The sequence below is a fragment of the Brevundimonas sp. DW-iso22 genome (genome assembly GCF_058725425.1).
This window is the reverse complement of record NZ_JBZXEB010000002.1, coordinates 599,464-612,593: the sequence shown is the minus strand read 5'-3', so window position 1 is coordinate 612,593 and position 13,130 is coordinate 599,464. Positions and strand designations below refer to the sequence as shown.

The window sequence follows — 13,130 nt, the reverse complement described above, 5'->3', positions numbered from 1 at the left end:
TAGATTATCGCCACTTATGCTAAAAGTGAGCATAAGCCCGCGAGGAGGCGGATATGGCGGACGGAATGTTTGGACTGTCGGACGAACTGGCGCATGAGACCGCGCCCGTCTGGGCCAAGGTCAAGGACCATGTCACGCCGATGGAGTGGCCCGCTCAGGCCGCGTTGATCCATGAGATCAACCAGCTGAAGCGCGAGCGGGACGCCGTCATCCTGGCCCACAACTATATGACGCCGGAGATATTCCACGGCGTCGGTGACTATGTCGGAGACAGCCTGGGCCTGGCCAAGGAGGCGGCGCGGTCGACGGCGAAGATCATCGTCCAGGCCGGAGTGCACTTCATGGCCGAGACCTCCAAGATCCTGTCGCCCGAGAAGATGGTGCTGATCCCCGATCTCAAGGCCGGCTGTTCGCTGGCGGCGTCGATCACCGGGGCGGATGTGCGGCTGATCAAGCAGCGCTATCCCGGCCTGCCGGTCGTCACCTATGTGAACACCACCGCCGATGTGAAAGCCGAGACTGACATCTGCTGCACCAGTGCCAATGCCGTTCAGGTGGTCGAATGGGCGGCGAAGGAATGGGGCGTCGACCGCGTCATCCTGATCCCCGACGAGTTCCTGGCGCGCAATGTGGCGGCCCAGACCACCGTCGGCATCATCGCCTGGCAGGGGCGCTGCGAGGTTCACGAGCGGTTCACAGCCGACGACATCGCGGAGATGCGCGCCGCCTATCCCAATGCCGAAATCCTGGCCCACCCGGAATGCCCTGAAGAGGTGCTGTCGGCCGCCGACTTCGCCGGATCGACCGCCGCCATGACCGACTATGTCATGCAGAGCCAGCCGAAGCAGGTCGTGCTGATCACCGAATGCTCCATGGCATCGAACATCAAGGGTGACGTGCCCGGCGTGGACTTCATCGGCCCGTGCAACCTGTGCCCCTATATGCAGAGGATCACCCTGACCAACATCCGCGATGCGCTGCTGCATCTGCAGTTCGAGGTGACGGTGCCTGAGGACATGGCCGAGCGCGCGCGCCTGGCGGTGCAAAGGATGGTCGATCTGCCGCCGCCGCTGGTGCCCGCCCGCTACGACCTGTTCAAGGCGCGTCACCATGTGGCGGTGGAGCTGATCTGATGCGGCGGGTGAGGCCGATCGTCAGGGGTGGCTTGTGGTCTCGCCGCGGAAAGGCCAGTTCGCAGGCATGACCGACACCAATACCCCCCGCCCGCGCGGCCCCTGGGACCCGCGTCCTGACGAGCCGAAAGCCGTCGAGACGCCTGCTCCCGCAGCGCGCAACGCCGTGGAAACCCCGCTCGACAAGGGTCAGCATCCAGCCTGGGCGCTGATCTCGACCCTGCTGCTGGGTGGTTTCATATGGTGGGTTAGCGGCAGCTGGGTCGTGGCCATGGCGGCGATCTTCGGCTTGTTCGTCCACGAATACGGGCATGTGCTGGCCATGAACGCCGTCGGTATGGGGCCGGCCCGCATCTACATCATCCCTTTTCTCGGAGGACTGGCCAAGGGTCAGCGTATGCCGGTTAGTGAGTGGCACGGCGTGCTGGTTTCTCTGGCGGGGCCAGCCTTTGGTTTGCTGGCGGCCATCCCGTTCTTTGCGCTGTATCTGACCGTCGGTGGCGGCGAGTGGCTGCTGGCGGCGGTGGTGATCGCGGCGATCAACCTCGTCAATCTCGCGCCAGCGCCCCCACTGGATGGGTCCAAGGCTATCGGTCCCGTGCTGGCGCGTATTCACCCGATGCTGGAGCGGGTGGCGATGATCGCGGTGGGCGCTCTGGTCGTCTATTGGGGCTTCGTGACGGGTCGCTGGATCCTGGCCGCCTTCCTCGCCATCGCCCTGTACGGCCACCTGCGTCGCGGAGCCTGGCGTCCGGAGGGCCGTCAGCTGACGGTCAAGGAGGCCGTCATGAGCGTGGGCCTCTTCCTCGCCACCGGCGTGGCCTGTGCCGCTGTGGGGGTCGCGGCGCTTATGCCTCTGGCTGAGGGTTCGCTATCTGAGGCCCTGCGCATCGCCGGGGCCTATCTGGGCATCCGCAGTTGAGCCGCATCCACCACGACGGGCCTCTGGTCATCGGCGGTGGGCTGGCGGGTCTGTCCGTCGCACTGGAGGCCGGGCCGCGACCGGTTCTGGTCGTCACGCCCGCGCCTCTGCTTCAAGCCTCGTCCTCGGCCTGGGCTCAGGGCGGGATGGCAGCCGCGCTATCGTTCAGCGACACCCCCGTGTTGCATGCCGCCGATACCCATGTGGCCGGGGCCGGTCTGGTCGAGCCCGAGGCCGTGCGCCTGCTGACCGAGGACGGCCGCGCCACCGTCGAATGGCTGGCCGCCCTGGGGGCCCCCTTCGACCGCGATGCCAACGGAGACTTCGCCGTCAGTCTGGAAGCAGCGCACTCCATGGCCCGTGTCGCCCGCGTGGGCGGCGACGGTGCCGGGCGGGCCATCCTGTCGGCGCTGGTCACGTCCGTGCGTGCCGCGCCGCATGTGACGGTCTGGGAGGACGCCCGCCTGCGCGGCCTCATCCAGGACGCCACCGGCCGTGTGCGTGGGGCCCTGATCGAACGCGCCGGAGGGCGACTGGTCGAGGTTCTGGCTCCTGCCGTGGTTCTGGCCACGGGTGGGGCAGGGGGCTTGTTCGCCCGCACCACCACGCCTGTCGCCCTGCTGGGCGAAGGCCTAGCCCTGGCCTGGCGGGCGGGGGCCGAGATCGTCGACCCGGAGTTCGTTCAGTTTCACCCCACCGCTATGGATGTCGGTCTGGACCCCATGCCGCTGGCCACCGAAGCGCTGCGCGGTGAGGGCGCGCGCCTGATTGATCGAAATGGCGACTATCTTCTGGGTCCCGAGCCTGATGCTGACCTGAAACCCCGGGATATCGTCGCCCGCGCCGTCCATCTGGCTGTGAGCGAAGGACGCGGCGCGTTTCTGGATGCCCGCATCGCCATTGGCCAGCATTTCCCGACTGAGTTTCCCGCCGTCTTCGCTGCCTGCATGCGGGCCGGTATCGACCCGCGCGAGAGCCCCATCCCGGTGGCCCCGGCGGCCCATTACCACATGGGCGGCATCGCGGCGGGTCCGGACGGGCACACGACTCTGGCCGGTCTCTATGCGGTCGGCGAATGTGCCTCGACCGGCGTGCACGGGGCAAACAGGTTGGCGTCCAACTCCCTGCTGGAAGCCGCTTCTTTCGGGCGCAGAACCGGACGTGTGGCGGCGGCCGAAACCCTGCGCGACGGTCCCGTGACCGTACCTGCCGCCCCAGCTGACCTGTCAGCAGACGCCTTGGCCCGTCTTCGTGGGGTCATGAGCGACGATGTCGGCGTGGTGCGCGATGCGACCGGCCTGACCCGTGCCCTTGCCGCCATGGCCGAGCTCGAGACCAAGACACCTGACGCCCTGCCGCTGCTGACGGCCCGCTTGATTGCGGCCTCGGCCTTGGCCCGGCACGAAAGCCGGGGCGGTCACTATCGTGCGGACTACCCAGAAACCCTTCCCGAACCCGTGCACACCCGGCTGATCAAACCGGCCGAGGTGCCGATGGCGGCTGAATGACCATGATCCGGACCCTTCCCGACCTGTTGATCGAGCCCATCGTCCGCATGGCCCTGGCCGAGGATCTGGGGCGGGCTGGCGACGTCACGGCCATGGCCTGTATTCCCGAAGGCGCGCGTATGCGGGCCGACTTCGTGGCGCGCAAGCCGGGCGTGGTGGCGGGTCTGGCCTGCGTGCGCCTGGCCGTCCTGGCCATGGACCCCAAGGCGACGATCACGTTGAAACTATCGGACGGCGATGCCTTCGAGGCCGGTGCCGTTCTGGCCGAGGTCGAGGCCGATGCCCGCGCCTTCCTGTCGGCCGAGCGGACGGCGCTGAACCTGCTGGGTCGTCTGTGCGGCATCGCCACCTTGACGAGCCGCTATGTCGCGGCGGTCGTCGGGACGAAGGCTCGTATCGCCGATACCCGCAAGACCACGCCCGGTCTGCGCGCACTGGAGAAGCATGCGGTGCTGTGCGGCGGCGGGGTCAACCATCGCTTCGGTCTGGATGATGCCATCCTGATCAAGGACAACCACGTCGTCGTCTGTGGCGGCGTGGTGCCCGCCGTTCAGGCGGCGCGCGCCTCGGTCGGACACCTGATGAAGATCGAGATCGAGGTCGACGGGCTGGATCAGCTGGACCAGCTGCTTCCCATGATCGATCAGGGCATCGGCCCGGATGTGATCATGCTGGACAATTTCGACCTGCCCATGCTGCGAGAGGCGGTATTGCGTGCCGCCGGACGGGTGACGCTGGAGGCGTCGGGCGGCGTGAATCTGCAAACAGTGCGCGGCATCGCCGAGACGGGCGTGGACGTGATCTCGGTCGGGGCCCTGACCCATTCCGCGCCATCGCTGGATATCGGTCTGGACGCCCGTATCGCGTCCTGAGGTCTATCAGGCGGTCGGCGAGACCACGACCGAGACGGTTTCCGCCGATGCTGGCGACGCCGTCGATACGCGCTGCGCATCGCGGGTAGGCGCAGGTGCCGCCTCGGTAGCGACGACGTCCGTATAGGCGACAGGACCTTCGGAGACATCCTGTGCGGTATTCAGGCTGGCTTGGACCACACGAGGGGCGCTGTCCGAGGCTGTCGAGGGACGGCCGGCATAGGCGAAGGCCGCACGCGAGCCTGCGCGTCCGCTGAAGCGATAGAACAGATGATCACCGACCTGGGCCACGCGCACCAGCGAATGGCGCCAGTTGGGGTTTACCGCGGTCGTGTGGAAGTGGGTGGCATTGCCGACGGTGCCGAACACCTGACCGGACAGGGCACCCGAGGCGATGGTGCGGGCCCGGTCCCAGGCGGCGGCGTTGCGGCGACCCAGAACATGGCGATTGCAGGTAAAGCTGAACTGGCAGCCCGAGCTGCGGTTCGAGCCCTGATAGACGACGCCGCAGACACTCTTGGGATAGGCCGGGTGCCGCACGCGGTTCAGCACGACCTGGGCCACGGCGCGCATGCCCTCACGGCCCTCGCCGCGCGCTTCGTAATAGACGGCTTCGGTCAGGCAATCGAGATCGCGCGAGGCCTCCAGCGCACCGCCGAGGCGGAAGGGTTGAGCGGGTGTGGTGCCGTCGGTCAGGCTGACACGGCGCAGGCCCGATCCGGCCTGGGTGGCACGCAGTTGTTCCAGGCGGGCAGTGAGAAGCTCGGCTTGACGGTCTCGTTGATCCGAACCGGCGACCAGATAGGGGTCATGACGGCGGGCGATGGACAGGGCACTTTCGTCCAGGCCCGCGGCGGCTGCGAGAGCCTCTTCGGTGAAGCCGGCAGCCGTTGCTCCCTGAATCCGCTCGGCTTGTGCCCGGACGGTCGTCGCCTTTGCGGTCGACCCTGCAAAATAGGCTCCGCCGATCGCCAGACCCACCAATGCGCCGAAAGTCGCCACTGCCGTACCGGGCCGAATCCTAGCTTTACGGTCGGCAGGTGACATCACGCGCAGGGGCGACGGGTTCGACAAAGGCTCAGTCCTGTACGGCAGGGCGCTATGCCGCCCCCGGGTAGTCTCGCCGCCGTGCGATCCGCAGGACCCGAACAGGGTGTGCGCCGCAGCAGCTGCAACCATATCGACGGTCGGTGAAATGCCCGTTCCGTCGAGGACGCGCCTTAAGCCAGCCGTTTATGGCCTCAATGTGTTTGATTCGCAAGATTTGTGTGCGGCGCAACATCGCGGTGCCGGCTTTGGGCAACGCCGTGTCATGCCCCGACGCGACTGTGACGGCGTCCAGAGTGGTCATGCCAAATACTGTATTCAAAGACATGGAAACTACACAGGAAGTGGCTTGGCCAAGCGATGCCGATTGAAGCGCATGAGCGACTATTATTTTCGGGCGCCGGTTGTGAAGCCGATTTACTGTCAGCCTTGCCCGCCGCATTCAGGCGGAACTCAGCCTCGTGGCTGACGTTCTGGCTTCACCATATTACTGGAGGATACGTGATGAAACGCCTTGCCCAGACACTCGCCCTTGCCACTCTCGCCGTCGGTGCCGCCGCCTGCGGCTCGACCATCGAACAGAAGGCTGCGACCGGAGCCGTCGCTGGAGCCGTCGTGGGCGGGCCCGTAGGCGCAGCCGTTGGTGGTGCCGCCGGAGCCGCTGTCGGCCAGGCCGAACGGCCGCGCTGATTTCAGTGTCGGGGTCAGGCGCGCCCGGTTGCCAGCGCGCCTGACCTTGATTTTTGCGGTCATATGGTCTTTAGGCCACCCGCTGGGCTGAGCGCCGCTCGCCTGTTGCGCAACGCGCATCCGGATACGATCAGGGATATCGACGACTCCACGCATGAGAGATTTGAAACAAACCGGCTTCAACGACCGCATCACGGCTCAACAGGAGGCCAAGAAGGCGCTGCTGGCCCGCTTCAAGCCCAAGCCTGCGGTGCCGGACCCCGAGTTCGACAAGCTGCAAGCCAAACGCGAGGCCGAAAAAGAGGCCATTCGCCAGCAGCACGAACTCGAAAAGGCCGAGGCCCGCCGCATCAAGGCCGACAAGGAGGCTGCCCGCATGGCTGCCGAACTGGAGGCCCAGGAAGCCGTCGATGCCGAGAAGCGCGCTGCACGCAAGGAGCGCAAGCAACTCACCAAGGAAGAGCAAAAGGCTGCTCGCGATGCCCGCTACGCTGCCCGCAAGGCGCGTCGCTAGGGTTTACTAGGACTGGGTGGTGTCGTCGGACCCACCCAGGATCCGGGCCAGTTCCTCGCCCGAATAGGGTTTTCGCAGGAACGGCCAAGGCGCGTCCTTCAGTGCCGCATCCACATCATCGCCCGCATAGCCGGACGTCAGTACGACCCGCATGGCCGGGTAATCGTGCGCCACCTTTTGCGCCAGCTCTATACCGGTCATGCCGCCGGGCATGACGATATCACTCAGCATGACATCGAACGTCTCGCCCGCCAGCAGTTCCAGGGCCCTGGGCGCGGTTTCAGCTGTCCTGACTTCAAATCCGGTTTCTTGCAACAGCTCCAGCGCCACGGCCGCGACGCTGACATCATCCTCGACGAGCAGCAGGCGGCGATTGGACACGCTGGCAGGGCGCGCTGCGACTTCTGGCTCCGGTACCGTCACACCGTCAGGAAGCGGCGGCAGATACAGCTTGATCTGGGTCCCCCGCCCGGGCCTGGATCTTACTCTTGCTGCACCGCCGCTCTGGCGAGCGAAACCGTAGACCTGGCTGAGGCCCAGACCGGTGCCTTTGCCAACAGACTTGGTGGTGAAGAAGGGCTCGAACACCCGTGCCATGACTTCGGCATCCATGCCCGAGCCATTGTCCGACACGGTCACGCAGACATACTGACCCGCCGGCAAGTCGACGACATCGCCGGTATGGACCTCGCAGCTCTGGGTTTGGATGCCGATGCGGCCACCGTCCTTCACGGCGTGGCGTGCATTGACCACCAGATTGAGCAGGGCCGCCTCGAACTGGGCGACATCGACGTTCACAGGCGCCCCGCCACGGCGCAGCCGCAGCCTCAGTTCGACCGCCTCGCCCACGGCGCGCTTCAACAAAGGCTCGCCTTCCTGAATATGGGCGTTCAGATCTACGGGCTGGGGCCGCAGGGTCTGGCGGCGCGAGAAGGCCAGTAGTTGGTGCGTCAGGCCCTCGCCCCGGCGGGCGGCAGCCAGGGCGGCCTCGCCCAGCTTCTGGCGCTTGGCTGCGTCATTGGGCGACCTCAGGATGATATCCAGCGCCCCGATGACGACGGTCAGCAGATTGTTGAAATCGTGCGCCACCCCGCCGGTCAGCCGACCAATCGCCTCCATGCGCTGGGCATGCATCAGGTCGGCCTCGGCCCGCGCCTTTTCTGCCAGCGCCTGATTGACCCGGTCTTCCAGCAGTTCGTTGATCCGCTTCAGATCGTCTTCGGCCCGGCGCGCCTCCGTGATGTCGAAGGCCACACCGACGAAGCCGATGACCTCGCCGCCCGAGCTCAGGCGCGGTCGCGAAAAGGATCGCAGCCAGCGATAGACGCCGTCCGCCCGGCGATATCGGGCCTCCATGGCGAACGGGCGTCCCGTCGCTTCGCCCTCGATCGACTGCTGCAGGATCAGTTCCTGATCCTCCGGATGGATCATGTCGCGCCAGTCGCCGGTTCGCGCGTCCTCATAGCTGCCACCGTGATAGGCGACATAGGCCTGGTTGACGAAGGCGCGTGTCCGATCCTGCTGGGTCACCCAGATCAGGACGGGAGCGGTATCGGCGATATCGCGGAACCGGCTTTCGCTTTCGCGCAGGGCCGCCTCGGCGCATTTGGCAGCGGTGATATCGACCAGCACGGCTACGAAGCCGATCACTTCACCTGACGCCGCCTCCAGCGCTCTCAGGCTTGTCACGGCCCAAACAACCGTGCCGTCAGGCCGGATATAGCGTTTCTCGACATGGCCTTCGCCGCCCGCCAGTGCCGCCTGAAGGGCATCCTGCGTCGGCGCGATGTCTTCGGGGTGGGTTACGTCGCTGGTTTTGACGCCAACCAGGGTTTCCGGCGTCCGACCGATGATCTGGGCAAACCGGGCATTTCCGGACACGACCCGGCCGTCCAGTCCGACCCGGGCGATCCCCGCTGCGGCCTGATCGACCATTGCGTGGAGTTGGGTTTCCGTCTCCGTGGCCCTGTTCTCGCTGGCTTTCAATTCGACGACCGACGCGTCCAGCCGTTTGACGATCTTGCGCAGGGCGGCCGCGACGATAGCGGCGAACAGGCCGACGATGATGAAGTTGATCGTGGTTACACGAGCCAACTGGTCCACAACGGCCTGACCGAACAGGGCGACGTCCAGCATCAGCCAGCCACCGACCAAACTGGCAAAGACGGCTGTCAGTCCAGCTATTCGACCCGCCGCCAGGCTGGCCACGATCACGCCGGGAAGCAGGATCATGAAACCGGGAATGTCGCCATAGATCATCGACAGCGTCTGTCTGACCGCCAGCATCACTGCCGCGCAGACCAAGCCGATGAGTGCGCATTGCCACCAGGCCAGCGCAGGCAGTCGCGCCAGGCGGGTCACGCCGGCGTCGATATCGAATGCGCGACCGAAAGGCTTGCTGTTGGCCATTATCCCCCTGGATGCCTCCTGGAGAGACAGCGTCGCAACGTATTGGACCGGATCGCGTTCCTGCAAGCGCGGCGGTTGCGGACCGTATGCCCAATCCCCAACTGCCAAGCTACATATTCATCGAAGGATCGACCATGACCGCCACCATTCATACCGGATTGACCAAGGCCGAACGCGGCGATGTGGCCGAGGAACTGACCAAGGTGCTGGCCGACAGCTTTGCCGTCTATCTGAAGACGCACGGCTATCACTGGAACGTCCGTGGCCCCGAGTTTTTCAGCTTCCACAATCTGCTGGAGCAGCAGTACACCGACATGTGGAACGCGCTGGACGACATCGCCGAGCGCATCCGTGCCCTGGGTGTGTTGGCCCCGCAGAGCTATTCGGCCTTCGGCAATCTGACCTCGATCAAGGACGGCGATCCTGAAAAGGAGGCCACCGACATGCTCAAGGAACTGATGCAGGACCACGAGACCCTGATCGCCACGACCCGCAAGGCTGTGGATATCGCTTCGGACGCCGGTGACGAAGCCTCGGCCGATCTGATGACCCAGCGCCTCGCCGCACACGAGAAGTTTGCCTGGATGCTGCGCTCGACCCTGGGCGGACGGTAACCGAACCGCGGTTCCCGGCCTGAAAACCGCCGCGCTTTTCGATCATGAAACGCAGCGGCCTGCACCCGGGCGGGCTTGGAGTTCGGTTTGAACAAGGTCTGGACAGCGATGAAGCGTGCGGCGCGGCCGCATGGAGTGGTGGCCGTCCTCGGGGCGGCCATCCTCGGCGCGACTCTGGCTGCCGGTTCGGCCCAGCCCCTGAAAAGCGACGCCCGGACCGAGGCCGTGCGCCGGCTCGCGCAGGGGGATCTGGGGCCCGAAGGGCTGGCCGCCATCCGCGCCAGGATGGACACATCCCAACTGGCGCTGGCCATTCGCCATGACCCGAACCTGCGCCGCGCCGCCTTCTATGACCTGACGCCCGGCTGGGAGACCCTGTCGCTGGGCGGCAAGCCGACACTGGATTTCGGCCAGTCGGGTCTGGAGGCGCAGCGGATCAATGCGGCCACGCCCGCCAGCGGCCTGCTGCGTCCGGCCCGGCCCTTCGTCTTCCGCCCGGCCAGTGCGGCCGACCGCCAGCGGGCTCTGCGCTGCCTGACCCAAGGCATCTATTACGAAGCCGCCCTGGAGCCGACGGAGGGCCAGGAGGCGGTGGCCCAGGTGATCCTGAACCGCGTCCGCGATCTGAACTATCCCAACAGCATCTGCGGCGTGGTGTTCGAGGGGGCCGATCGTACCACCGGCTGTCAGTTCAGCTTTACCTGCATGGGGGCCTTGGCCCAGGCCCCGGTCGGATGGGCGTGGAAGCGGTCACAGACCGTGGCCGAACGCATGCTGTCCGGCCATGTGGCGACCAAGGTCGGCACCGCGACCCACTATCATGCTGATTACGTTCACCCTTGGTGGGCCACGACCCTGAACAAGCTGACGCAGATCGGGGCGCACATCTTCTATCGCTGGAAGGGCATGAGCGGAGAGACATCGGCTTTTCGTCAGGCCTATTCGGGTCGGGAACCTGTGATCGACGAGGCCCGACTGTCGCGGCCTCGACTCCAGCTCGTCGCTACGGACGAGGCCGCCCTGGCCGAGGCGGCCGCCAACGGAGAGACGACCGGCCCGCGCACGGTCGAGATCAATGGCCAGACGCGTGTGGTCGGCGTCGTGTCCCTGGGCGGACGTCGCCAGCCGACACCGGAAGAGATCGCCGCCATCAACAAGCGCTTGGCGGACTATGAGCGGCCCGCAGAGCCCGCGGCCACGGCTCCTGCACCGGCGGGCGTCACGGTCATGCCGGTCGAGGAAGTCGGACGCCCCGTGCGCTGAACCGTCATTATTACGGCTCCGCTTTGCAACGGCTCCGTTTCATGTGCATTTCCCAACAAATCCCTTGGCGATAAATCGCCGCAGCCAGGCTCCTGTGTGTCCTCGACCTCGATTGAAACCGATGAGACGGCGCGCCTGTCTGCCCTGAAGGCCTATGGCGTCCTGTACACGGCACCGGAGGCGGCCTTCGATGACATCGTCGGATTGGCGGCGCAGTTGTGTGAAGCGCCTACGGCTCTGATCAGCCTGGTGGGCGAGCACGAGCAGTGGTTCAAGGCTCGCGTCGGGCTGGACGCCTGTTCTACGCCACGCGATGTCTCGTTCTGCGATCATGCGATGCACGGCGACGACATCATGGTCGTGCCCGATGCGACCCTCGATCCCCGCTTTGCTGACAATGCGCTGGTGACGGGCGAACCGCATATCCGCTTCTATGCTGGTGCCCCCCTGGTCAGCAGCGATGGGCAGCCTTTGGGGTCGCTGTGTGTCATCGACAGCCATCCGCGCCCCCAGGGTCTGACGGACCTCCAGGCCCACGCCCTGAATGTTCTGGCGAAACAGGTCCTGACTCAGCTGGAGCTGCGCAAGGCCCTGATCACGGGCCAGGCGACAGGCGTGCAACTGGCCGACAGCGAGGCACGATTTCAGGCCATCGCCGACTCCATGCCCCAGATGGTATGGTCCACTCTGCCGGACGGTTTCCACGACTACTATAATGCTCGCTGGTATGAGTTTACGGGCGTCCCGGCCGGATCGACGGACGGTGAGGGCTGGAACGGCATGTTCCATGCCGACGATCAGGAACGGGCCCGCCAGCGCTGGACCTATTCGCTGCAAACTGGCGAGCCCTATGAGATCGAATACCGCCTGCGTCGCCACGACGGTGTCTATCGCTGGACCTTGGGACGGGCGAACCCGATCCGCGATAACGAAGGCCGCATCACCCGCTGGTTCGGTACCTGCACTGACATCGACGATCTCAAGCGGGCCGAGCAGACCAAGGAACTGGTCAGCCAGGAACTCAGCCACCGGATCAAGAATATCTTCGCCGTGGTCTCGGCCCTGATCGCCCTGTCGGCCCGGCAGTATCCGGAGGCCAAGGGCTTTGCTGCTGCCGTACGCACCCGCATCAATGCCCTGGCCCAGGCGCATGAGTTCGTGCGCCCGCACAGCGACGCCTCCGCGCCTTCGGTGGGCGACACGACGCTGCATGCCTTTCTGAACGCCCTGTTCAGTCCCTATGCGCGACTGGACGGCACGCCCCGTGTGATCGTGGCGGGCGATAATGCCGTCTTTGACGACCAGGCCGCGACCTCGGTCGCCCTGCTGTTTCATGAACTGGCGACCAATGCCTACAAATACGGCGCATTGTCCGCACAGGACGGTCTGGTCACCCTGACGACACGGCAGGATGGCGACCGCTTCATCCTGGAGTGGGTCGAGCAAGATGGGCCGCCCGTGGAAGGAGAGCCGAAGCGCCAAGGCTTCGGGTCTTCGCTGGCTTCCTTGTCCGTAGAAGGCCAGTTGGGCGGCACACTGGTGCGCGAATGGCACAGCGAGGGTCTCAAGGTGGTGGCCAGCCTGCCTGCAACAGCCTTGTCCCGCCGCCGTGCGGCACAAAATGCCGCATGACGCCGGTTTCTGGAAACCGCGCATCATCGTCCGCGTTGTGATGGATAGCCGACACACGGTTCATTCAGCTTCGGAGCACTAAGGTAACGACTATGTCTGCGCGTATCCTCATCATCGAAGACGAGGCCATCGTTGCGATGGAACTTCGCTTCGTCCTCGAGGACCTGGGCTATCAGGTCGTCGGCACCGCTGCGGAAGCGCGCACGGCGCGTGAGATCGTGCGTGAGGAAGACATAGATCTGGCCTTGGTGGACATTCACCTCTCCGACGGTCCTACCGGTGTGGAACTGGGCCGCGAGTTGGGCCAGGAAAAGGGCGTCACCGTCCTGTTCATGACGGCCAATCCCGGCATGGTGCGTGGCGGTGTGATTGGAACGCTTGGGGTTCTGACCAAACCTACCGATGAACGTGCGGTCGAAACAGCCGTAGAATATGCTCTGCGCCGTCGCCAGGGTCGGCCCATCGAATACGCCCCGCCGGGCCTGCAGCTCTTCGCCTGACGCGAGTGGTCACCTCGCTGAGAACA

At 65.5% G+C, this 13,130-nt stretch carries 12 protein-coding genes; 10 read left to right on the top strand and 2 right to left on the bottom strand.

The window, feature by feature from the left end:
• The first annotated feature begins 53 nt into the window (after positions 1 to 53).
• From nadA to nadC, 4 genes are all read left to right on the top strand, one after another.
• The gene (nadA, locus tag AC4PRM_RS02985; RefSeq protein ID WP_492038727.1) at positions 54 to 1,133 is read left to right on the top strand and encodes a quinolinate synthase NadA; all 1,080 of its coding nucleotides are present in this window, start codon (positions 54 to 56) and stop codon (positions 1,131 to 1,133) included.
• Positions 1,134 to 1,200: 67 nt separating this feature from the next.
• Positions 1,201 to 2,055 carry a metalloprotease gene (locus AC4PRM_RS02980; protein WP_373256034.1) on the top strand — a complete coding sequence of 285 codons (855 nt, stop codon included), beginning with the start codon at positions 1,201 to 1,203 and terminating at the stop codon, positions 2,053 to 2,055.
• Positions 2,052 to 3,563 (top strand): L-aspartate oxidase, encoded by a 1,512-nt coding sequence (locus tag AC4PRM_RS02975; protein ID WP_492038726.1) that lies wholly within the window; start codon positions 2,052 to 2,054, stop codon positions 3,561 to 3,563. The genes AC4PRM_RS02980 and AC4PRM_RS02975 overlap by 4 nt, the downstream gene beginning before the upstream one ends.
• Before the next feature lie 2 nt (positions 3,564 to 3,565).
• Positions 3,566 to 4,435: a carboxylating nicotinate-nucleotide diphosphorylase gene (gene nadC, locus AC4PRM_RS02970; protein WP_492038725.1), complete on the top strand. Its 870-nt coding sequence runs from the start codon at positions 3,566 to 3,568 to the stop codon at positions 4,433 to 4,435.
• Positions 4,436 to 4,441: 6 nt separating this feature from the next.
• Here nadC and AC4PRM_RS02965 read toward each other — a convergent pair whose 3' ends face one another.
• On the bottom strand, positions 4,442 to 5,437 hold the full coding sequence (locus tag AC4PRM_RS02965) for a cell wall hydrolase (RefSeq protein ID WP_492038724.1): 996 nt from the start codon (positions 5,435 to 5,437) through the stop codon (positions 4,442 to 4,444).
• A gap of 549 nt (positions 5,438 to 5,986) precedes the next feature.
• On the opposite strand from AC4PRM_RS02965, the gene AC4PRM_RS02960 reads away from it, so the two are divergent.
• Together AC4PRM_RS02960 and AC4PRM_RS02955 are read left to right on the top strand one after the other, a co-directional pair.
• Complete coding sequence (locus tag AC4PRM_RS02960) at positions 5,987 to 6,172, top strand: hypothetical protein (protein WP_492038723.1); 186 nt, start codon at positions 5,987 to 5,989, stop codon at positions 6,170 to 6,172.
• Positions 6,173 to 6,326: 154 nt separating this feature from the next.
• Positions 6,327 to 6,686: a DUF6481 family protein gene (locus AC4PRM_RS02955; RefSeq protein WP_373256028.1), complete on the top strand. Its 360-nt coding sequence runs from the start codon at positions 6,327 to 6,329 to the stop codon at positions 6,684 to 6,686.
• A gap of 6 nt (positions 6,687 to 6,692) precedes the next feature.
• Here AC4PRM_RS02955 and AC4PRM_RS02950 read toward each other — a convergent pair whose 3' ends face one another.
• Positions 6,693 to 9,095, bottom strand: coding sequence for a hybrid sensor histidine kinase/response regulator (locus AC4PRM_RS02950; RefSeq protein WP_492038722.1), 2,403 nt, complete (start codon positions 9,093 to 9,095; stop codon positions 6,693 to 6,695).
• A 134-nt stretch (positions 9,096 to 9,229) separates the two neighbouring features.
• On the opposite strand from AC4PRM_RS02950, the gene AC4PRM_RS02945 reads away from it, so the two are divergent.
• From AC4PRM_RS02945 to AC4PRM_RS02930, 4 genes are all read left to right on the top strand, one after another.
• A complete protein-coding gene (locus tag AC4PRM_RS02945) occupies positions 9,230 to 9,709 on the top strand; it encodes a Dps family protein (protein ID WP_373256026.1) in 480 nt (159 codons plus the stop codon).
• Between the two features lie 87 nt (positions 9,710 to 9,796).
• On the top strand, positions 9,797 to 10,972 hold the full coding sequence (locus tag AC4PRM_RS02940) for a cell wall hydrolase (RefSeq protein ID WP_492038721.1): 1,176 nt from the start codon (positions 9,797 to 9,799) through the stop codon (positions 10,970 to 10,972).
• 96 nt (positions 10,973 to 11,068) lie between these two features.
• Positions 11,069 to 12,604, top strand: coding sequence for a PAS domain-containing protein (locus tag AC4PRM_RS02935; protein WP_492038720.1), 1,536 nt, complete (start codon positions 11,069 to 11,071; stop codon positions 12,602 to 12,604).
• Positions 12,605 to 12,648: 44 nt separating this feature from the next.
• Positions 12,649 to 13,104: a response regulator gene (locus AC4PRM_RS02930; protein WP_373256779.1), complete on the top strand. Its 456-nt coding sequence runs from the start codon at positions 12,649 to 12,651 to the stop codon at positions 13,102 to 13,104.
• Positions 13,105 to 13,130: the final 26 nt, after the last annotated feature.